This window comes from Adlercreutzia shanghongiae (assembly GCF_035830635.1).
In the GTDB taxonomy this organism is placed as follows: Bacteria; Actinomycetota; Coriobacteriia; order Coriobacteriales; family Eggerthellaceae; genus Adlercreutzia; species Adlercreutzia shanghongiae.
Map to the genome: position 1 here is coordinate 1 of NZ_JAYMFI010000021.1, position 21,110 is coordinate 21,110.

Annotated in this window: 17 protein-coding genes; 4 read left to right on the top strand and 13 right to left on the bottom strand. The window is 51.2% G+C overall.

Going from position 1 to position 21,110, the window contains the following annotated elements; translation table 11 throughout:
* Positions 1–307, top strand: a 307-nt coding sequence (locus tag VJ923_RS09615; RefSeq protein ID WP_326440921.1) for a hypothetical protein, incomplete at its 5' end; no start/stop codon positions are given.
* A 73-nt stretch (positions 308–380) separates the two neighbouring features.
* Here VJ923_RS09615 and VJ923_RS09620 read toward each other — a convergent pair.
* From VJ923_RS09620 to VJ923_RS09655, 8 genes are all read right to left on the bottom strand, one after another.
* The gene (locus tag VJ923_RS09620) at positions 381–1,502 is read right to left on the bottom strand and encodes an acyltransferase family protein (protein WP_326440923.1); all 1,122 of its coding nucleotides are present in this window, start codon (positions 1,500–1,502) and stop codon (positions 381–383) included.
* A 75-nt stretch (positions 1,503–1,577) separates the two neighbouring features.
* The gene (locus VJ923_RS09625) at positions 1,578–2,840 is read right to left on the bottom strand and encodes a hypothetical protein (RefSeq protein ID WP_326440925.1); all 1,263 of its coding nucleotides are present in this window, start codon (positions 2,838–2,840) and stop codon (positions 1,578–1,580) included.
* Entirely contained in the window at positions 2,824–5,514 is a 2,691-nt protein-coding gene (locus VJ923_RS09630; RefSeq protein WP_326440927.1) for a glycosyltransferase, read from the bottom strand. Before VJ923_RS09630 ends, VJ923_RS09625 begins: the two co-directional genes overlap by 17 nt.
* Before the next feature lie 21 nt (positions 5,515–5,535).
* Positions 5,536–6,786: a CDP-glycerol glycerophosphotransferase family protein gene (locus tag VJ923_RS09635; RefSeq protein ID WP_326440929.1), complete on the bottom strand. Its 1,251-nt coding sequence runs from the start codon at positions 6,784–6,786 to the stop codon at positions 5,536–5,538.
* Positions 6,787–6,804: 18 nt separating this feature from the next.
* Positions 6,805–7,827, bottom strand: coding sequence for an alcohol dehydrogenase catalytic domain-containing protein (locus VJ923_RS09640; protein ID WP_326440930.1), 1,023 nt, complete (start codon positions 7,825–7,827; stop codon positions 6,805–6,807).
* 3 nt (positions 7,828–7,830) lie between these two features.
* A complete protein-coding gene (locus VJ923_RS09645) occupies positions 7,831–8,535 on the bottom strand; it encodes an IspD/TarI family cytidylyltransferase (protein WP_326440932.1) in 705 nt (234 codons plus the stop codon).
* Between the two features lie 762 nt (positions 8,536–9,297).
* Positions 9,298–9,708: a hypothetical protein gene (locus tag VJ923_RS09650; RefSeq protein WP_326440934.1), complete on the bottom strand. Its 411-nt coding sequence runs from the start codon at positions 9,706–9,708 to the stop codon at positions 9,298–9,300.
* A gap of 17 nt (positions 9,709–9,725) precedes the next feature.
* Positions 9,726–11,291, bottom strand: coding sequence for a GmrSD restriction endonuclease domain-containing protein (locus tag VJ923_RS09655; RefSeq protein ID WP_326440936.1), 1,566 nt, complete (start codon positions 11,289–11,291; stop codon positions 9,726–9,728).
* A 722-nt stretch (positions 11,292–12,013) separates the two neighbouring features.
* On the opposite strand from VJ923_RS09655, the gene VJ923_RS09660 reads away from it, so the two are divergent.
* From VJ923_RS09660 to VJ923_RS09670, 3 genes are read left to right on the top strand one after another with little or no spacing between them, the layout of a single operon-like run.
* Positions 12,014–12,265 (top strand): hypothetical protein, encoded by a 252-nt coding sequence (locus VJ923_RS09660; RefSeq protein ID WP_326440962.1) that lies wholly within the window; start codon positions 12,014–12,016, stop codon positions 12,263–12,265.
* The gene (locus tag VJ923_RS09665; RefSeq protein ID WP_326440938.1) at positions 12,196–13,170 is read left to right on the top strand and encodes an Abi family protein; all 975 of its coding nucleotides are present in this window, start codon (positions 12,196–12,198) and stop codon (positions 13,168–13,170) included. Before VJ923_RS09660 ends, VJ923_RS09665 begins: the two co-directional genes overlap by 70 nt.
* A 48-nt stretch (positions 13,171–13,218) precedes the next feature.
* Positions 13,219–14,349 carry a CDP-glycerol glycerophosphotransferase family protein gene (locus VJ923_RS09670; protein ID WP_326440940.1) on the top strand — a complete coding sequence of 377 codons (1,131 nt, stop codon included), beginning with the start codon at positions 13,219–13,221 and terminating at the stop codon, positions 14,347–14,349.
* Between the two features lie 56 nt (positions 14,350–14,405).
* Here the strand turns inward: VJ923_RS09670 and VJ923_RS09675 are convergent, their stop codons facing one another.
* The 5 genes from VJ923_RS09675 to VJ923_RS09695 all read right to left on the bottom strand — a co-directional run bounded on the left by VJ923_RS09675 (position 14,406) and on the right by VJ923_RS09695 (position 21,105).
* Positions 14,406–15,155, bottom strand: coding sequence for an ABC transporter ATP-binding protein (locus VJ923_RS09675; RefSeq protein WP_326440942.1), 750 nt, complete (start codon positions 15,153–15,155; stop codon positions 14,406–14,408).
* Positions 15,145–15,963 carry an ABC transporter permease gene (locus VJ923_RS09680; RefSeq protein ID WP_326440944.1) on the bottom strand — a complete coding sequence of 273 codons (819 nt, stop codon included), beginning with the start codon at positions 15,961–15,963 and terminating at the stop codon, positions 15,145–15,147. Before VJ923_RS09680 ends, VJ923_RS09675 begins: the two co-directional genes overlap by 11 nt.
* A gap of 315 nt (positions 15,964–16,278) precedes the next feature.
* Positions 16,279–16,854 (bottom strand): hypothetical protein, encoded by a 576-nt coding sequence (locus VJ923_RS09685; protein WP_326440946.1) that lies wholly within the window; start codon positions 16,852–16,854, stop codon positions 16,279–16,281.
* A gap of 180 nt (positions 16,855–17,034) precedes the next feature.
* Positions 17,035–19,917: a TOTE conflict system archaeo-eukaryotic primase domain-containing protein gene (locus VJ923_RS09690; RefSeq protein WP_326440948.1), complete on the bottom strand. Its 2,883-nt coding sequence runs from the start codon at positions 19,915–19,917 to the stop codon at positions 17,035–17,037.
* A gap of 138 nt (positions 19,918–20,055) precedes the next feature.
* Complete coding sequence (locus VJ923_RS09695) at positions 20,056–21,105, bottom strand: MraY family glycosyltransferase (protein WP_326440950.1); 1,050 nt, start codon at positions 21,103–21,105, stop codon at positions 20,056–20,058.
* Positions 21,106–21,110: the final 5 nt, after the last annotated feature.

The following is a 21,110-nucleotide window of genomic DNA, read 5'->3' on the forward strand; positions in this document are numbered from 1 at the left end:
GCTGCTGTGCACGCTGGACCGCCTGTTCGACCGAGCGTCGGTGTTCGTGATGAAGGGCGCCAGCTTCCGCGGTGCCGAACTTGAGATATTCTCGGTGGAGACGATGCCGATGGCGCCCCTTTCGGTCAGTGCGTTCCCCTTGAACGCAACAGATCGAATTCTACGGGGCGGAGAGCGCGGTACCGATGGGCTTACTTGCGGTACCAACTCTGCTGACCGACGGTACCAGCATTTGCTGATTGTGGGTACCAAACAGGATTACTGCTCAATCATATCGGATACCCCTTTCCAAGCGGTAGTGAGATGAGCGATCTCATATCCAAGGATTCTTGCTAGGCCCACCTCGCTGGATAAGCACAGGCCCCAAAAGAACAAACAGCTCAACCCAAAGAGATGGAGCTGAAATTCGTTTCCTTATTTCTAGCCACAACTATAGAGGGAATATGCTTTACGGCTGCTAGAGCCATTTTCTCCACGGGCTCCAGTATCGCAACTATGCCGCACATCAAAAGAGCAGCGTACACAAAAACTTGGAGCGGATTAAAGAGGCTAAGCGATACGCCAATTGCGCTCAAAAGAGCGGTTACAATAATCTTCGCGATTGACTCTGAGCCACAAAGATATAGACTACTTCTCCCCAGTCTCTGTAAAACAGTACAATCCCTTAAACAATAGGACACAAGCAGAAGAAAAGCGATAATAAATAGGGCGCGAATTGCTTCAACATAGTATCTCAAGATCGGTAATTCAAGCAACACCATCAATATATCGAATCCGAAGAAGGCAAGGGCGGAGTAGCCAAAAAGGACGATACCCAAAAGAAAACAGCGGCGGGCGGTATAGGCATCTTTGCTAATAAGAGATAGGGTTTTCCTCAACCAAGGGAACGCGCCATAACCTATTGAGTAATACATCAAGTAATACAATGCACTATCTATATTGTAGTACCAAGAAGGATTAACTATTGGATGGATGACAGTATTCGCAAAGAGGAAAATGCCCATAGACACAAAAACGATTGCCCAGGTACGACGAATGAGCATGTGAATCAATTTGAATAAAATCGACGTTGTCCACAGACATGATAAGAACCAAATCGCCCCAAACGCAGTGTTGCGAACCCCTCCATGAGCAAATGCTAGAAATAACTGATGCATCGCTTCACTATTATCAATTTCATTAGATATTAAACGTATTATTATTAATAATACACAAAAGAAATAATACGGAAGAAGTAATGTAATGCTCTTTTTCTTCAGATATCCCTTAAATGATCCTTCAGCAGAAATAAACTCAGTACACCCCGAGACAAAGAAGAAAAGTGGAACCTGGTTCATAAAAATAAATGTCATCCAAGGCCCCGATGCATCAAAGTGTCCCACAAAAATCTCAAACATGCCAACGCACTTCAAAACATCAAGCCAGCCGTATCTTTTCCTATCATCTATGTTTAGCGAGCTACGAGCCTCGCACCTCTTAATATTTGTTTCCGCTTCACGCATAAAATCTAACCTCAATGAATGAACTGAACCCGCAGCTATTAAAAATCAACAAAGATACCATTGCTTCATAAACAACTATACAATTTCATCAACTAGACTACCTCTATTCGTCGCCCCGATTGTAAATCCCGACTCTTTACCCTTCGTATACGCATACGCCATTGCGAGAAAGAATACGAACTGGATAAACATGACAGACTCCATGAGGCCACCGACAAAAAAAGCACCCAGGAGAAGAGAGTATAGGCTTGCTGAATACTCGAGTCGTCGTTTATATAGGCCGATACACGTAATAGCCGTCATCGCCAAACAAACCATCAACGACAGCAAGCCACCCCAAAGCAGTATATCTAGAATACCATTATGGGCTGTCCAAAATGTCTCGCTTCCAAAACCGAGCAGAGGAGACCCTCCTTTGGGGCGCCCAAATAAAAGGTAGTCAGGATAGACGGCGGCAAACGTCTGATCCCACAATTCCGTCCGCCCTGTAAAATCAAGACCGCGATGCAGCACCCTCTCAATAAAGAGACCGAAAACCGATTGTGCGCGAAACACTACTAGAAGCAAGAAGAAAACAAGGTAACCGACTCCGAAAACGACAGCGTTCATAACGCGACGAATATCCCGCTTTTGAATAAGCGCCAACCCAACTATCACAAATGCCAACTCCACTGCAGAGGTGGCCGAAAACGCCAAGTAACTCTGAACTAGTGCGGCAAGCAGAAGAAGCAAACTTCGCAGCGAAAACCTCTTTCCCCGACGTGCATCGAGGAGAACGGAGACGATTATGGACGGCAGGTAAATCCTGCTGAATCCATTTCGATAACCAATTGAAGTATATGCCACTTGACCGAAAGCATCTGGATGAGCCACCATCGTATATACCAACTCAATAGTGTTTGCAACTGAATAGGAAGCCATCACTACGAGCATTCCCCATAAAAGCTCATCGCTCTTCCTCTGAGCATAGACGCCAACCAAAAGCATAGTCGACACGCAGGGAAAAGCCACCCTCACCGCCCAGATAAGGGGGGCATCACCGAAAATCATTGTCAAAATGGAGCAACCGCCATAGGCGAGTGCCAGCCCGTAGAACACCGCCTTCTCGCCCTTCATCGCATAAAGAATAATCGTGAGTGCTATAAGCGCATATCGCAAAGCCCAAAGCGAGCCAGGTGCCAATTCCTCAAGCCATTCAGACACAGTATCGGCGGGAGCCATAACAACAAAGAAGAAAGCGAAGCCCATAATGTGCGCATAGCGCCCTAACCTCCCATCAACCTGTGGGCTTTCCTTTTTCGGATGTCTTCGATATACACCTTTAGTCGCAATTGGCATCCTCGACCTCTTCCTGAGTCAAATACGCAAGAAGGCGCTCGCGGTTCTTTTCATCGTAGTGATAGAAGAACCCGTCCATTCGCTCTTGATAGAGGGGCAGGGGTAAGGCCCCGTTCGCAAAAAACTCTTCGAGAGCATCTAGCATTGCATCAGCGTTTTTCACAAAGGGGCCAAAAGCTTCGCTCAAATCGATATCGAGCTCGCTATAGTGATTGATGCCGCCGAAAAATAAATCGGCGTCGGGAATAAAGTACGCCAGCGCGCGCTTGAGATAAACAAAATCGAACGAGTAAGAAGAGTAATCAGTAATCGCCATAGCGTAATCAGCCTCGGACACGCAAGCTGGAGCCATATGAACCCGATTGCCGCCCAAATCGAAAAGCTCCTCGTAGACCTTGAACAGAGGATGAAGTCTGAAGTCGAGATGAAAGTCGTGTTTTTCCAACAGCTCCGTCAGCCGAGGATCGCATAAAAATGCATTAATCTCCTTGTAATAATCTGATGCCAGGAATTTTCCGTTCAACGGTTTTCGTCCCTCTGCCGTAAGGGGGCCAATAAGGTAAGAGCGCCACGAAGGGCAGAGCAGGATACGGTTCTTTGGCCTCTGCTTCACGTCAATGAGATCATAACGAGGCATGCCGCTAGGAATGAGATCGCTCTCGTGAAAACCGTAGTTGTTCACGAGGTTCCGGCGCTCGAATTCAGTTGAAACGACCTCTTTATCGAATAGAATCTGATCATAGGAATAGAACCATGGCAAATGCGCCCACAATACACCATGCTGCGTATATACAATTTCAGCGTTGAACAGATCGGTAAAGCTCTTGAAAGCTTTACCCTCCATCGGACAGAAACATTTAAATGCCACATCCGAGCAGATCAACTTATCGGCATTGCAGAACAGCAACTTATGCAAACGGCCCCCGAAAGGTATCACTTTTCCAAACTTACCGCACTTTTCATTAGGCTCAACACCGTTCTTTGCGTAATACCTATCGACATTGTCGCTAATTTGCGAATCGTGCAGAAACTGCAGCCAAGCATTATCCGTTTTACCAATCGAATCAGTGTACAACCAGACCGTTCTTCCGGCATGTCTGAGCGTGTCACGTTTTTTGCGTATAAGATATCTGTCGAACTGAGTTTTCTTTCGAGGAATTCGCGCGTTGAGGCTCTTCTCCGCGCGCTTGATATCGCTTAGCTTCCTTATGGCTATCCGGTTTGCCTCATCGTCGATAAACACTCGCCACTGATCGACTATGCGCGTATCATGCAGAGCATATGAACTGGCAGCACGACCCCATATGCTCCATTTAAGGCCAAATCGGCTGTCACCAAGATAGAATTCTAGCGAGATGTTCTCACTATCTCCGAGCGCGCAGGAATACCGGAAGCTGTAAAACCTCTCATGCATCACTTTCTCCCCGTTGTAACTACGAGAGGAAATCTCGAGGGGAATATCCTCATAGCGCACGCATCCAGAAGGGTTTACCGGCTTCCTTTTCGCTCTGAGTCCAACACTCCCGTTAAAATCCAGGAAGGCAGGAGATTTGATACATCCGATGAGCAACAAGCCGCCCTTACGAACCGCGATTCTGAGAATAAGCAACTCGGCCGTATCGCTTGCGTACACGATCTTTTCTTCATGCTTGAGCACGACAGCACGATTCCCGACAGAACAATCTAACTTACCCCTATTTTTCAAGCGCAAGACAAAAAATCGATGATACGGCTTAATGCTTGGATGCGTAAGAATCAACTCATCTTCAACATGATCGAGCAGTCTTGCAAGCCGGTTAAGAGACGCATCGTACTCGGCACCCTTACGATGCACAGGAAGCAGAATATGCGATGCCATCTTCCAACCCACGTCATGCAGCAGAAGAGCCTGCAAATACCGGGGCACAGAATCCGGATAGCGGGAGAAGTAGTATTCGTACAAGCCTAAAGTATTGTCGTAGATGTAGTAGGGCTTCATGTAATTGTTCGTTACGCTGTCGGCATTCTTCATCCATGTATACTGCGCCTCGCAGCAAAAGCCTATCTTCATCTTTTCCATGAGGATATCTGTTATGTATTTCTGATCCTCATGTATTTCTACGCCATTTTCGGGATGAAAGTCGAAAACAACATTATGCCCAAAACGATTCTTCACACAGACATTCATTGTTGTTTGGCAAATTAGATAATTGTCTCCCTGAGCAAGATCGTACACTCCCGATTTGGTAAGTACGTCATAACGGAAGTGCAACGCTTGCACTTTGTCGTTTTTCATCGGCACAATTGGATAAGTAACTAAATCGACCTCGTCATAGCAAGTATCAAAAAAAGCCGAGACGTTCTGAATGGTCTCAGGGCTCAATCTGTCATCGGGATCAAGGAAGAAGAGATATTTGCCAACTGCGGCATTGATGCCAGCATTGCGCGCAGACGACACCCCGCCGTTCTTTTTAGCGACTACTTTGGCCCAGGGATGCTCGGCGGAAAACCGTCGCAACAGCTCAAGCGAGCCATCGTCAGAGCCATCATCGACAAAGACAACTTCAAGCTCATCTCGATCAATGGTCTGCTCAAGCAGAGTAGCGAAACAATCTTCGAGATAATCTTCCTTGTTGTAAACGGGAATGATAATCGATGCCGTTGGATTCGCTTTTCGCAAGGATTCCTGATTCACAATGCCTCCTTGATTACGCGGCTATTCTGCGACCTCGCTGCCACCCTCGCCGCTAAAAACTAATTCGATGATTCTATCAGTTGCATGGCCATCGCAGGCGCACATGAACTTGTCGCGGAATGCTCTAACCTGCGAGGGGTCAAAACAAGCATCCGCTGCGCAAACTGCCTTTATGACCTCATCTGTCGTAGAGCAGATAGGGCCAGGGGCCAACTCGTCATAGTCGTAATAGAACCCACGCCAATCGGCATATTCATCGCGATCATAAGCGAAAAAAATCATCGGACGCTCGAAAAGCGAGTACTCGAAAACCAGTGATGAGTAGTCGGAGATAACCATATCGGCACCACATATGAGCTCATTTATGCCAATCTCGTCGGATACATCGAAAGCGAAACCAGCGCAATCGGCGGGAATATCAGGCCGCTCTCTCACAAACGGATGGTGCTTGATGAGCAAGACATAGGAATCGCCAAGTGAGTTCTTCATACGCGTAAGGTCGAGAGCGCTCGGACCCTCGGCCTTCGCCACCCTTCCCCGGAACGTAGGTGCATAGACAAGAATTTTTTTGTCATACCCCGTTGGAGCAATTTGCTGAATTTTCTTGCAGCTTGAACTTAGATATCCTTTATCGAAAAAGACGTCAGTTCGACTTACGCCTGTTGGACGCACGATTCTCGACTCATTCTGCAATACCATAGCTTCCTCATAGGCCCACACAACCTCCGGGCTGCTAACTGTAACCAGCGAAAGGTTCTTGTAAAAAGGATGACGAAGAGTTTCATCGCGTGTGCCGCCAAAGATAAGATCGGCGGTGCTCATTCCCCACTTCTTGAAGGCTCCACAACCGTGCCAAAGTTGAACGACTTTCGTTTCGGGCCTAAGCGGCAAACAGCTGACAGCATTAGACGCGTCATTCAGAAATACATACTGTGCCGTAGCGGCGTTTTTCACAAAGGCAATGCAGTTGCGGTAATAATGGCGCAATCTGACGCGCGTCTCTCTCAACGACACGAACTCAAGAGTCAAGCCGGGCATTTCGCTCAAGCGAGCCCACATCACCTGGAAACTTTCAGTAATCCAAGACTCCTTGTTCTCTAGAAACAGAACCTTGCCAGGTACAACAGGCTTTTTTGCCGCTTTGCGATAAACGGCAGGCAGAACAACGAAAAAAACGGCATCTTTCACGCGCGCTCGAATTTGGCGCATGAGAGCGCGCTTTACGCGCTTCCCAAAAGTTATTTTTTCTTCTGCCCGCGGATTGGTAGACATATGAAATCACCTAACGTGCTACATATTCCACTTAATGACCGTCTTGCCCATAGGCTTGCGGATATCCGCTTCGAAAGCAGCGGATATGTCTGAAATCTGGCTCGCGTCGTTCACGCTACATACCAAGGCAGTTAGGTAATCGAGCACTTCGGGGTGCTCGCAGTACATCTCGACGGTCTTTTCAAAGTCTTCGCGGCCGCTACGGCTACTGCCAAAAAGACGGAGGCCCTTTTCCAGCACCATGCGAGTATTGATAGGCACGTTGTTCTCGGACACGCCAAGCAGTGATACCGTACCTTCAGGGTTGATGCGATCAATAATCTGTTCAATGGCGGCTACCGACCCCTCTCCGCCGGCGCATTCGAAAGCGTGATCGACTAGCTCCACGCCACTCACGTCGTCGACCAAGTGCGTCTCATCAGCAAAAGTAAAATCGTGAAGCTTGTTTGCGTTACGTCCGAATACAACAATCTTCGCATCGGGGTAACGAAGGTGCAAGAGCAGAGACACTATATATCCCATATTGCCATCGCCCCAAACGCCGATGCGATTACGACGGCCGTGAGCAATGCTATCAAAACGGGTGATTGCGTGGGTAGCAACGCTAACAAGCTCCGTGAAAGCCGCCACGTCGCGGTTCACATCCTGCGGCAGCAAGACAACGCGCTCAGGCGGAAGGATCATGCTCTCCTGCATAAAGCCATCGAAGCCACTGCCGCAGAAGCGACTCGACCTCAGGTAGTTCTCCGCGATGTAGTCATCCTCTTCCACAGGGGCGTTCGGAAGCATGACCACGCAATCGCCAGGCGAGAATGTCCTCGTATCGTCGCTGACCACGCGACCGATCCCCTCGTGGATAAGTGCCATAGGCAGCTTTTTATCGAGCACTTCCTTGCTACGGGCTCCCTGGTAATAACGCTGGTCGGCATTGCAAATAGACAGATGCGTCGGCCGCACGATTACCTTGCCGACGGTGTCCTGAGAAACGACAACCGGCTCGATGGTACGAGGAGCCGTAAGACGGTAGACGGTATTCAGCATCGGCTAGGCCTCCAGCATAGATTCAGCGACACGCAGGTCCTGGGGATAGGTAATCTTAATGTTCGACACGTCTCCACGCACTAGAGCCACCTTTTTGCCTCGAATGACGAACGCCTTGCAAGCGTCGGTGAGGATGGCGCTTTCCTCGGGCGTCAGAGACTCGAGGGTTTCGCGAAGCTCTTTCATGTTGAAGCTCTGGGGCGTTTGGCCTTGGTACAGGACGCTGCGATTAGGAATGGACGAAATAAGCTCGCCGTCGAGGCTCTCAACGATAGTGTCGGTAGCGGGAACGACCGTATCGCAGGCGCCGTGTGCGAGAGCGGCCTCAATGTTGTCCTCGATGATGCGCAGCGAAACGAAGGGGCGCACGGCATCGTGGGTGACGATGATGGCGCCGTCGTCCGCCTGGCATTCGTTCTCGAAGTAGTGGATGGCGTTCATGATGGTATCGTTGCGCTCCGCTCCGCCAGCGATCACGTTAACCGCGTCAGCACACTGCGGGCAGTGCTTGGCGATGATGTCCTTGGTCTGCTGCACCCAGGTAGCTGGCGTGAGCACCAGAATGGCATCGAACCGCCCGCTAGCGCAGAACTTCTCCAGCGTGTGCACGAGAATAGGCTTATCACCCAAATAGAAAAACTGCTTCGGCTTATTAGGGTTCCCCATGCGAACGCCCGAGCCTCCGGCAAGAATAGCAGCAAATTGCATGTTAGCTCCTTTACGTAAAACTACCGTGTTCGTCAAGGCTCGATCTTCCAGAGCAGGTATACCGAACACGCTGTATTTACCTTTATTGGCATTCTAGCAGAGACTTTGCTCCAACAGAAAACCCCACCAATTCCTCGGTTGCAGTTGCGCAGTGGAATGTCGTCTCGAAACCAGCTTCAATGTAGACCGAACCGGCCTATCCCCACGATGAGGCTCTCGGGTCGCAATTTTGACTTGAAGACAGCTCGCAAGACATACGAAAGCTAGGGCGAATCATTGGCAAAAGCGACTAGTGGCTTCTTTATCCCTCAGCCTTATCGCAATTCCCCGAAAAGGCAGCAATACAACATGAGATAAGGCAGAGGAAAAGAACCCGTGGCGAGCCGACAAAGAGTAGTGCTTTAAGCATATTTCAACAATAGCCCTGCCAGACAGGGTCTGACGACAATTGCTATCAGGTACGCAAGACATGCTCTAGAGCCGCGTACGCAAAACCCAACCAAGCGAATCTGCTCAAACCTTTTTGATGCAGCCTCCTTGCATGCCCGGGTTCTTCAGACCGAGGTTTTTAGTCATTTAAGCATTTTTCAGCGCACTGCGCATCGCACTCGTCAACCACGTCAAAAAGCACAAAGATGCGGCACCCATCGAGGCTTAAGCCCACCGCCTCATCGCCTTGATAGCACAGAATGCAATTCAGCGATGGGTAGTCTTCGGAAGTCCCTTGGGTGCGAACCGCGAGGCCGTGCGTCGCCAGCTTTCTTATCGCACTACAACTGAATCGCGAAATCCAACAAGTGCGCGAAACACCCGTTTCCAGTTCGCGTTATTAGCGAAATTGCTTTCTCGACGCTCGATTAGAGCAATGGCGCAAACCGTGCTCTTGATTGCCCCAAGATCATAAACCCCTTGTGTGGCAATATCTCGCAACAAATCACCAAGGGCGGATAGGTATCCCCACTCAGCTTCCCCCATGCCCCTTAGGTCGTCAGACTCCAACAATGTATCGAGCTCACAACTTGCATTCTGCGCCGCAGTAACCACCTCTTGCGCAATAGCTCCAGCCATTTGGCTGCCTACGACAGGAGAGCCGATGCACCTGGCGATTTTGCTATAGGTTTCTGTGAGCTGGTTTAGCTTCGAAATATGCAGCAAATACGTATCTGGCTCCATCTCAAACCTTTCATCGCTTAATAGGCCAAGGCCCTTGCGTATTCGGCCAACAGTTCAGCCCTCTCTTCGAGGAAGATCTCGTAGCTCAACTGGAATGTATCTGGTGGGCAAAGCGCAGATTCAAGTATCTCTGGCAAGCAATCTTCCCGAATTAGAGAAACATACTCAGCGGGAGCTTTGTCTTTTATTTTTTGGTTGTCAGCATTGTTCAGGAAGCAGAAATTCGCCAACTTGTATCGATCGCGCTTCTCGAAACCCTCACGTTTTAGATACTTGTCAGGGAATATATGATGAAACTCCTTGGAGCTTGATTTCTGCAGCGTTGTCTCCAAATCGACATAGGCCCCAGAGATAAAAGACCTCGGCATATTTGATGCCAGCATTGCAATAAAAGTTTTTGTGTTTACCGAGGTCGAGGCAAACTGACTATTCAAGAAAAAATCCTTGCTAATATCACAGCTGAAGCCACTTATGCAGTGATTTTCATTTTTACGCAGTGCCTCCATTGCTTTGAGGTCAGCCACATGCGCCCTTAGTACGCCGCTCGAATACCTTCTCGAAAAGCAACTACGCCAGAACCATTGTACCAACTGACGCCTTTGGCTCTCGCTATAGGTTGCCCCAGATACCCTATCCGAAGCGAAGAATTTTACAAGAGAAACAATCATTGCAGGATAAGGAACATATGCTAAAGAATATAAATGTAGTTCCTTCCGTAGAAAATCAATAGTCGACTTGAGTCCATTTGATATCACTTCAAAGTTATCTCGTATATCCTGGCCGGTTAGCTCCATCATTGCACTTGGTGAAGGATTATTGAGAAGGTACCCGGTAAAACACTTCATGAGCAAGTCTTGGTCTTCCGCAATGCCCTCAAAACCACACCCGGACAATTCAGCAGAAAGCTCATCCAGCTTCTCCTGCAAATCAAACGCAGTGCTCCAGCTCCAAGCGTTAAACAACTGAAAGGTCTCCAGAGGAACGCCGGCTCTGTTAATTCTTTCAAAGACAATGGCAACTATTCCTTTGTCGTCTGTCTCAAGATCCTGAACAGGAATTTGTACCTCCTTGAATGTTTCTTGAACTTTATCTATCTCCTTTTTCACATCGTCACTTAAACCCTCTGTTGCCATGCGGTACTTGACAGAATCAAACAGCGCATTGATAGGAAAGTACTTTGACGAATCAGCTTCCTTGTCATCGAGGGGGACAAATTGGACATTCTGCGGTTTGGAATCAGCTCCGATGATGTAGTAAATCCCCTTAATGGGCTCCACAGGCTCTAATTCAGTTTGAAATACCGTAAAAATCGACGTCAGGCGCTGCTGCCCATCGAGGACGTAGCTTACTGGATAATCCTTTGCGGGACTAGGCAATTCAAAAGATCCCAAATGCCGTTCATTCTGTAGCCGCTCCGTTGTTCGCCATAGCAAAATTGCGCCAACAGGATAGCCCTTATATAGGCTATCCACGAAAAAGGCAATTGAGTCCTCGTCCCACACAAATCCTCTTTGAAAAGACGGGATTCTTATCTCCCCGCCAGTGATTTTGTCGATAATTCTCCTAATAGTCAAAGACTCCATGGCGTTCCCTTCGTTCATTTCTCATAACACCATATTATTGCAATATATCTAATATCGATCAAATAATCTATCCCTAACAAGTATATGGATGAGAATATAACGCGGCATTTCATCATACTGCAAGCCCCATGCCCTTTCCGCAATCGCAGGGGCACGCTCCTCCGAACAACGCATAGATATCTTGTCCTTCCCATACCTCTCGCCTTGATTCGCTAATTCCACTCCACGCTCCGTCATCAACTTTCGCTCCTAGCTTTGTGTCTAACCGGCGGCTACCATCGGCGCCCTGCCCAGACGCACGCCCTCTCCACATGTTGGAACCAGCTTTATCGGCGGCAACCTCTCTTTAGCAATCGAATTCCACCATCCCGTTGCAGTAAGAGCCGCCCAGCAGAGTGTTTCTTGTTGAAATAAAATTAAATATCAATAAAAACAGTTTGACGAGTTGTTGTTGTTTGTCAAACTGTTTTTATCTAGATGTTTGACAAACATCTAGATATTTTGATTTTATGAGGTTATGCTGCCACTCTTTAAGAGTGGCAGCATAACCTCAGTCGGCTCCCCGGCGACCCAGCTTAAGCTGGCTCGCCGGGGAGCCGACTGAGGAACGGTGGACTTTCGCTCGGAACTCATATATCATATCTCCGATGTGAAAAGCTCAATTGGAGCTTTATCGGCCCTGAGCGCCTGCGTTCGGGGCCGTTTTTCGTTGGAAGGCCCCTATGGAAGAACATGCCCTCTCTGCTCGAGATCAAGTTGCCCTGATGCATAAAAATGGCATCAGATTCGAGATTTGTACGGAGGATGAGGCTGCAGATTTTCTGTCGCGGAGCAACTTTTTCTTCAAGGTGAAAGCTTTCGATAAGAACTTCGATAAATATGCTAATACGGGCAATATGTCAATTTGGATTTTGCATATCTCGTTGACCTTTCCCGCAAAGACGCTGTTCTCAGAGAGCTTGTGCTTGATTTAGCGCTTGACCTCGAGCATTATCTCAAAGTTGTAGTTAACCGCGTCCTTATGGAAAGCAACCTCAAGATAGACAGCTTAATTGAAAAATTCTTTGCTTTCTCTAAAAAGAAAGCACTGGCCCAGATCGTCCAAGCTCCTTTAGACGAGGCCGCTGACGCCAACGCCAAAAAACTGCAAAGTCTATCAGCTGAGTTTCTGAACATGCGCTCAAGCGATGGATCCAAATCTGAGCTTGCGGCTGCACAGGCTCAGATTTATTCAGCTGCTTATAGCTTGTGCGGAGGCATAGATTGCGATCACGTTGAGCGATCGTTGCTGCATTTTGGTTCTTCTCGATACTCAAAAAGACTAGTTGAGAAATACGGTTCACTTGAAATCATGCAGCCATGGCACTTCATGGAAATGGCATCTTTCGGCGACTTTATCGCATTCTACAAATTCCTTTTCTTTGATTCGGGAGAGCACGACCAACTAAAGCATTGCTCCGAGGTGGCAAAGGACGTGCGAAATGCTCAGCATATCAAAAGGCTGCTCTTCCCGGCAAAAACACTGCGCAATGCTGCTGCGCATAACGACTACTTGCTCAACGACCTCAAGCACCGAATGAAAGAGCCGATCAAATCCATCTACAAGCATCTAATCGAACTTTACGATATTCCGAAGACCACAATTGACAAATCATGGAAAACTCCTGCTGCCCACGATTACGCCTCTCTGCTCATTTGCTACGGACTTATCGTTCCTGACGGAGAGACCAAGACGAGGGCCGCTAGAAAGATGCACGAAGGTTTTTGCGCCTTGAGTCAGAATCTTTCATACTATCGAGAGCAGGATGATGTATTCTGCTCCCTGGAGCTGATTGCAAAGCTAACAGATTGCTTCTCGAAGCGTTGGCAGATTTCTTAGCAAAAAGAGCTATTTTCCTACGTAGAACAGAACAGCTAAGGAGGTTTTATGCGTAGAGTCACTATAGCTTGCGCCGCAAACATTCTCGCGATGCTCTACGCCCTCTGCTCATTGCTTCCCACGCACCGACGCTTCGTATGCATCAGTCGGCAGAGCGACAGCGATCCTGTCGACTTTCAGCTCATTAAGGAGTATTGCGAGCGGCGCGAGCCTGCGTGGGAGGTTGCCATTCTCGCTAAGCAGCTGCGCAATCCGGCGGCCTACCTGCTCGAAATGATCCGCCAGGTCTACTACATCGCAACAAGCCGGGCCACAGTGCTAGATTCCTATTGCATCGTCGTTGGGCTCTTGCATGACCGCATCAAGGTGCCGGTGATTCAGATATGGCACTCGCTGGGCAACATGAAGCGGTTCGGGTACACGGCGTTCGGAACCGACGAGGGGCACTCCGAGGCAACGGCGCGGTTGATGCATATGCACGAGGGGTACGACGCCATCGCCATCTCGTCCATGAGCTTCGCCGATGAGTTTGCTGCGGCATTCAACGCCGATAAGAGCAAGCTTTTCGAAGCCCCCCTCCCCCGCGTCGATCTCCTGCTAAGCGAAGGACATCGCACGCAGCAGCGCGAGGCCATTCTCGCCGCTTACCCGCAACTGCATGAGCGCAAGACCATCGTCTACTGCCCCACCTTCCGTAAGCAACCGGCCGCCAACGAGGCAGAGGCCGCCCAGGCGCTCATCGACGCGGTGGATTTCAACCGGTTCAACTTCGTCTACAAACCTCACCCCGTAAGCAAGCAGGTCATCAACGACCCTCGCGTCATCACGATTCCCTGCGACCAATTCGACGCCCTCTTCGTTGCCGACTACATCATCAGCGACTACTCCACGGTCATCTACGAAGCCGGCCTGCTTAACATCCCCGTCTACCTTTACGCCTACGACTGGGACAGCTACCGCGAGAAGCGCGGCCTCACCATCGATTTCGAAAACGACGTGCCTGCCCTGTTCACGGGCAATCCGGAAGAAATCATGCACGCAATCGAGAACAATGACTTCGACGCACAAGCTTACCAGACCTTCGAAAGCGCCAACGTATCACTTCCCGAAGGCGCGTCGTGCACCGAGGTTGTGTGCGAGACCATCATCGAAGCCGCAACGACCCGCAAACGCGCTTAAGCCACTCCTAAAGCGAGGCGCCACATCGGCGCTAAACGCACCCTACGCGCGAAGCCCTAGGCGTGGCCCTCGTAGTACGCAATCGCCTCTTGAATAGAGCCGTCGAACTTCTTAGTGCCCCTATCCAACACGATGCCGCGAGTGCAGAATTCCTGCGCGGCCGACGAGGAATGCGTCACGAACAGCACCGTCACGTTCTCGTCTTCCATAATCTCGCGAACGCGGGCGAAGCACTTCTGCTGGAACTGCTTGTCGCCGACCGACAAGGCCTCGTCCACCACGAGAATCTCAGGATCGCTGGACACGGCAAACGCGAAACCGAGACGCGACTTCATGCCCGAGGAATAGGTGCGCACCGGTTGGTCCATGTACACGCCCAAATCGGCAAATTCCACGACCTTGGGCTCCAACTCGGCAATCTGGTCGGCATCCAGGCCCAGAGCGTGGCCGCGCAGATGGATGTTCTCGCGTCCCGTCAGCGCCATGTCGAATCCGGCAGTGAGCTCCAACAACGCGCTCACCGTGCCGTTCACAATCACCTCGCCGGTGGTCGGGAACGTCACACCCGTGATCATCTTCAGCGCCGTGGACTTCCCCGCGCCATTGTGGCCGAGAAACGCCACGGCCTCGCCCTTGCGAATCTCGAAGGACAAATCGTTGCTGGCGTTCACCGAAGTAACGAGCTTGCGCTTGTCCTTGCCGCGAAACACGCTGAGAAAACGCTGCCTGTCGTTCTCGTACAGCTTGTACGTTTTCGTAACGTGGTCGAATTTGATGGCGATGGGCGCATCGGCGCTAGAGGACATCAGCCACCTCCTCATGGGTGCGCTGATAGATAACCAGCGTGGCAATGAGCGTCACAGCGAACACGACCACGAAGCCGATGACGGCCTCGGGCTTGTCCCAAATCCACATCTTGTCGTAAACCGCACAACGGTACATGGTGACGATGAACGTGATAGGGTTGAACATGAGAATCCACTCGATGATGGGCAAATCTAAATTGTACACGTTGAAGATGATGCCCGACAGCCAGAATAGCGGCGTAGAGAGCGTCTTCAGCAAGTTCATGAAGTCTTTGCTGATGGCTGAGAGCAAACTCGTCATGAGTGAGAACATATCGAAGAAAACGAACATGAGCACCAAGGCCACGGGCAGTTGCAAAAGATACAAATCGAGCGGCTGGCCGCACAGGAAATAGACGACGAGCAGTGCCGCGACCAATCCCAGCTGAATGATGAACGTCGAGATGCTGTAAATCGTCGGGATACCCGAAAGCGGGAACTTAATCTTCGTAACCAAATACGAATAGCGCTTAAATACGTTAACGCCCGTGCCGAGAATCTCCTGGATGTAGAACCATGGGATGAGACCACCCATGAGCCAGAGAATATAGGGCGCATCCGATCCGGTTTGATCGGCGCTGCGCAAGCCCACCTCAAGGGCAAACCAGAACACCAGAATGTATACCGCTGGTTTCGCAAAAAACCAAAGCGGGCCCAGCACAGCGCCGGCCGAAATCTTTTTCAAGTCGAACAAGCCCAGGCTGGTAATCTGCTTGCGCCAATCCCACTGCTCTTTGAGTATCTGAGAGAGCGTACTCACAATCCTCATTCCTCCCGGCGGACAAATGCCGAGAGCCTATTTTACCATTGCTTCGCCGCCATCACACGGCCCACAAAGTCAGCGACTGGGGAAAGGTTTGCTACACCCAAAATGCACCCAAGAACCAGTCGAGCACCCCGAACATTGACCGCCTTTAATCAAAGAGAACCACCCTGTATGACTTCAGTCCACTTGTGTTCAGCGTTTTGAAACAAGGCTTCGCAAGAGGACTCGTCTTCCTCTCCGTTGTCTTCCCGTACAATGCAAGATGGCCTCATTCATTGAGGCCATCTTGCATATCACCAAAGGCGTCACAGAAAACCGCTACTCGCTTCGTCCAGTATCTTTCGCCTTATCGGCTTGCCTATCTTTCCAGATATTGAACCCGACCGATATCACAGGAACACTCATGAAGCCAAAAGAGGCCAAATTCCCCGTTACAACAAAGCCCGCAAAGCTGAGAACCGTGAACACGAGATTTAGAACAAAAGAAAGACCTTGGCCCACCTTTGCCTGCCTAATGGCAGCATCGACAAGCTTATCCTCGCGCTTTGAGGCGTCAATAATGCTTGCATCATTCCATGCAACCATTTGATGTTGCGCGAACTCTGGATACTTATTGAAAGAGTCAGGATCGGGCAATAAACCAACCCAATGCTCTCCCCTAGCAATAACCTCTGACGAAATTATAGCTCGCAATTCCTCTACAGGAATCGCATCGATGATCGCGTCTACTTTGCTTGCAAGCTCTTTTTCTTCACGCTCATCACCTTCGCAGCAATCAGCTGAGAACGAACCGCTCTCTCTGTCCGCTTGCTGGAGTCGATTCTCATTTGAGTAAGTTTCTTGCTGTTGTCCAGTCCAGGAATCGCCAGTAGCTCCAACGTTGTCATGGCTCACAACCTCCTCCTGTCTCACCTGTGTTTCGTTTTGACAATATATCATATCGCTTTATTGTTCTTAACAATAATCGCAGCGGAATAGCCACTCGTGAACAAAGACCGCAAATCGATGGAGGCTTGAATACATATTGAAAGACAAATGTCTCGAATCAAGGCAACCAGCAAGGACACTTAAATCCTATCTTTGCGGTTCAACACCCAGCGAGCCTTCGTTCCCTTGCTGCGTCGGGTTTAATGCGCTTTCCAGTTCTGCAGCCAACTCCGCATCACGAATGCGCAAGCTGCAATCGTCTATTTTCGGAAAAGCAAGCAGCGGCAGCGAGCCGTACCAAACAAGTTGATGGTCAATTATCGCCAATCGCGTCGGCTCCTCAGGGGAGAGCACGACGGAGACTCTAGCGTTCTCAAGCATCGACATCGCAGCCAAATCTCTCGAATCAGCACTTTCTCTGTCAACAGGCTTTTTCAATTCACAGCGCACTTCAACTCCTCTCTCTTTCGCGTCGCGCAATGAGGGTTCAAACTTCTTTATCGCGGCGGCGTTGGTAAAAGGAGCTCGTACCAGAATTGTTTTTCCGGCCTGGCGGATATCGCTTTCAAACAGAGAGAGCCACTTATCTCTGCAGACGAAAGCGCACGCAGATCCGAGCGAGTCCTCCCCGTCTGCTAGCGAAGACGATAGCTCATAGCCAAGATTGCCGTAGGTTTTGAGGCGCTTTTTGTACATGCGATCAAGCATAGGGACCGAGAGGTCTACATAGTCGAAGACAACGACGTCCTTCTTGCCTACGAACTCACGATGGAGCCGCCCCGACTGCTGAGTGACGCTTCCACCCCACGAGACAGGCGTCGTTAGGAAAAGCGCGTCAAGTTGAGGCATATCGAAACCTTCGCCGAGATAGCTCTCGGTTGCAACGAGCACCATCGAGCCCTCTCCTGCAGCTGTTTTGACTTTCTCGATTGCCTCGCGGCGCTGCTTGGGCGTGCCCTCGCCTACTAGCAGCCTCGCGTTAAGGCCTAGAGAAATCAGGCCATGGTGCAGCAATCGAGCATGGTCTTTGCGCTTCGACACAACCAGAGGCGTGCGCCCCTCTGCCATTGCACCGCGCACGTCGTCGATTATGAGAGCGTTTCTTTTGTCGTTGACGCACAACATTTCGAGAACTTGGGAATACGATGACCCCGGCTCAAGATCAGGCAGGCGAATACCCGTAAAACGTGGACGGAGGATACGCTTATAACTTTGGAGGAACGCCTGTTGTTTAGGGTCTATCTCCACTCGAACGGGACCGCAAAGCAGGTAGGTAATGCCTTCCAACCCATCTGCGCGCTTCGGCGTAGCGCTCAACCCATAGACATAGCGGGCGTTTACCGCTTTCAATATGCACTCTAGCTGCGGGGCCGCACCATGATGGCACTCGTCGACGATAACGAGACCGTACTCCTTGACGAAATCCCTCGCTTTCGCGCAGCCATTCTCTTCCTTTTCGATAAGCGATTGAAACGTCGCAATATCGATAATTCCGCTTCTATCGTTCTTACCGCCGCCAATTTGCCCGATGAGCGACCTCTTCCGACGACTTTTCCGACCAGTTGGCGTCAGAGGCGGAGGCAATTCCTCGTCGATGGCCAAGAAATCGCCGAGGCGTTCCTTCCACTGGGAAAGAAGGGCGGTTTTAGGCACGATGACCAATGTCGGCAGCTTGAGTCGGGCTATAACGGCCGCCCCTATAACCGTCTTGCCAAATCCTGTTGGCGCCGAGAGAATCCCGTTCTCGAATCCGAGCAAGCGCTCAACCGCCTCCGCTTGCCCATGCCGGAGATCGCCGTTAAAGCTCACCCGAATGCCAGGCCCTGCGAAGCGCTCGTCGCTTTCGCTAAAGGATGCCCCCGCTGCTTTCAGTAGTTCGACCAGCTTCTTCTCTGCGCCCCGCGGCAACGCGATATATCCACTGCGCTCCTCGGCAAGGCAAACGATCCTCGGCTTCCCGAACACCGATTGATGCATGGCCTGCGCTCGGTAGAACTCCGGATTGCCGAAGGCAGCGAGCCGCAGTAATCGGTTACGCGCCGCTGGCGATAGCCCCACATTTGAAATGTAGAGCATATTCGCTTTGACGATATGGACCACCGGAGGAAAGTCCTCGGGTGCCAAAGGTGTGCTCTTCGGGCGCTTCCACGACTCATCTTCCGACCTAGAACGCGCAATCTGCCGGCCATAGGTCAATCCTCCCAGCGGGCCTCCGACACTTCGCTCCACCACCGCCCTTGCCTTCTCTTCGCTCACTTTCGTAACCTTCGAGAGGAAAAGCCACTGATCTTCATAAGGCTTAAAAGACCGATCCACGAACACCGAGTTCCCTTGGCGCTGGGCCGCGCCTTGGAAAGGCAACGCAATCAGGTTCCCGAAACCACCCGAAGGAATAGTCGATTGCGCCGGAAACATTCTGTCGTAGGAGGAAAACGAGAGAGACTCATCGCGAGCCATGCCCTCGCTCATTATGGCGCTCCCTAAATCTCTCGCCAGTGAGGCGGCGATAGGCTCTTCGAAAAAGATCCAGGCATGGCCACCGTTGCCGGAGCGCGATCGCTCCACGGCCACCGGGATCCCCAAGCACTCCGCCGCATCCCGGTAAGACGAAACAGACTCTTGCCATCCCGCCTTATCGAAATCGGCAACAAGAACGGACGTATTGCATTCGCTGTCGAGAACATAAAGGCCTACAACGTCCTTGAAGGAGGGGTCACGCCCTTTGAAGTGGTTTATCAACTCGCGATCGCCCAATGGCGTGAATGACCGCGATGCGCAGTCAGCGCACTTCGCTCGCACGCTCTGGCATTTCGGACACGTCCCACGAACCCACTCGTTGGCACAGACCGGCGCATAGGCGATGCCGCCACCTTTGCGCCGGTAGCCGTGGGCGTGAACATCCTCGCGACCTTTGAACAAGCTTCGAAATAACCTCAACTTGTCAGAAGCCGGACTCGCGGCCGTGACCAGACCTTGGGCACTTGCCTCTTCGTCGAACGCCCGCGCGGCAATGGCCCACTCTTCGCGCATTGCATATCGGCGGTCGCCTTCGGGAGATTCGCACACCACGACTGCGGACGCCGAGCCGCCCCCGACATGAGGAAGCGTCCCGAGACGCTTATAGAGCCGTCCGTCAAAGAGCGCGTATTTGGACGGCCCTGCCATCTCCTACCGCCCATGCCTTCCGTACCAGGTGGGTTTATCCTCCTGGCGGGTGTGGCGGCCGTGGTAGTGGTGGCGCAGAACTTGGTCGAAGATGCCGAGCTTCCACAAGATGAGGAACGAGCCCATGAGCAGCACGAGAATCATGGCCCACACCGCCACACCGTGGGAGGTGCTCATGACCCAAGCGCCCACGCCGAGCAGGGCCGTCCAAGCGTACACGATGACCACGCTCTTGCGCACGCCATAGCCCTTGCGCAAGAGCATATGGTGCAAATGCTTGCGGTCGGCCTGCTGAATGGGCTTGTGGTGGTACAGGCGACGCGCGATGGCCGCCGCCGTGTCGGCGATGGGGATGGCTGCGATCACGAGCGGCACCGCCAGCACGATCACCGTGGGCGAGCGCATGACGCCCATGAGCGAGATGACGCCGAGCATGGCGCCCAAAAGCAGCGACCCGGAGTCGCCCATGAAGATGCTCGCCGGCGCGAAGTTGTAGCGTAGAAACGCCAGAGTCACGCCCAGAAGCACGATGGAGAGCATCGCCGTTTCTTCCATGCCGCGCCCGTAGGCAATCAAAAACAGGAAGAACGCCGCAATGTCCGTGATACCCGCCGCCAGCCCGTCAAGACCATCGATCAGGTTGATCACGTTCATGAAGCACACCAGATAAAGCACCGTGATGGGATAGGACATCCATCCGAACTCGATGAACCCGCGACCCAAGGGGTTCGCGATGCTCGAAAGCAGCAGCCCCGATGTCGCGATGATGGTCGCGCCCAAAAGCTGGCCGCCGAACTTCACGCCGGGCTTCAGCGAGTACACGTCATCCATCGCTCCCACGCACACGATGAACAGCAAGCCGCACATCACGCCCGCATGGTTCACCGTGCCGCCGTCGTCGGTTATGTAGAACCCGGCCCAGCCGAGAAAGTACTCCCCCGCCACTTCCACCAAAAGAGCCACGGCGATGCCCGCCGCCATGGCCACGCCGCCCATACGCGGTACGGGCCGCTTGTTCACCCGGCGCTTGCTCGGGTAATCTACCGCATCCAAACGCA